Raw genomic sequence first — 588 nt, forward strand, 5'->3', positions numbered from 1 at the left:
CCGGTCCGCGGATCCGACTTCGCCAGCACCGCGACCTGCGCGACCTCCGGCAACGCCAGCAACGCCGCCTCGATCTCACCCAGCTCGATCCGGAAACCACGAATCTTCACCTGGAAATCCGTGCGACCCCGATACTCCAGCTCACCATTGCCGTCGAAGGCCACCAGGTCACCGGTGCGATACATCCGCTGCCCCGCCACGAACGGATCCGCCACAAACCGATCCGCGGACAGGTCCGGGCGACCGAAATACCCCACCGCCAACTGCGCACCCGCCAGATACAACTCACCCGCGACACCATCGGGCACCGGCCGCAACCGCGAATCCAACACATACACACGGCTGTTCCACTGCGGCTTCACCGATCGCCAGCACCCGCCGCAACGAACCGGGCAAACCTTCATCCGCGGCGCCCAGTAGGGCATCCAGCATCGACGGCACCACCGTCAACGTCGTCACCCGCTCACGACGCATCAACCGGTTCAGATACGACGGATCGCGATGACCGTCCGGCTCAGCGATAACCATCCGGCCACCGCTCACCGCGGCGGTCCAGAACTCCCACACCGACAGATCGAACGTCGCCGC

At 65.5% G+C, this 588-nt stretch carries 1 pseudogene; it reads right to left on the reverse strand.

Annotated elements, in window-relative coordinates:
• Positions 1-588 (reverse strand): annotated as a pseudogene (locus tag IG75_RS40705) (AMP-binding protein); the annotation flags it as partial.

The organism is Nocardia rhamnosiphila NBRC 108938, from assembly GCF_000720425.1.
Taxonomy (GTDB): Bacteria; Actinomycetota; Actinomycetes; order Mycobacteriales; family Mycobacteriaceae; genus Nocardia; species Nocardia rhamnosiphila.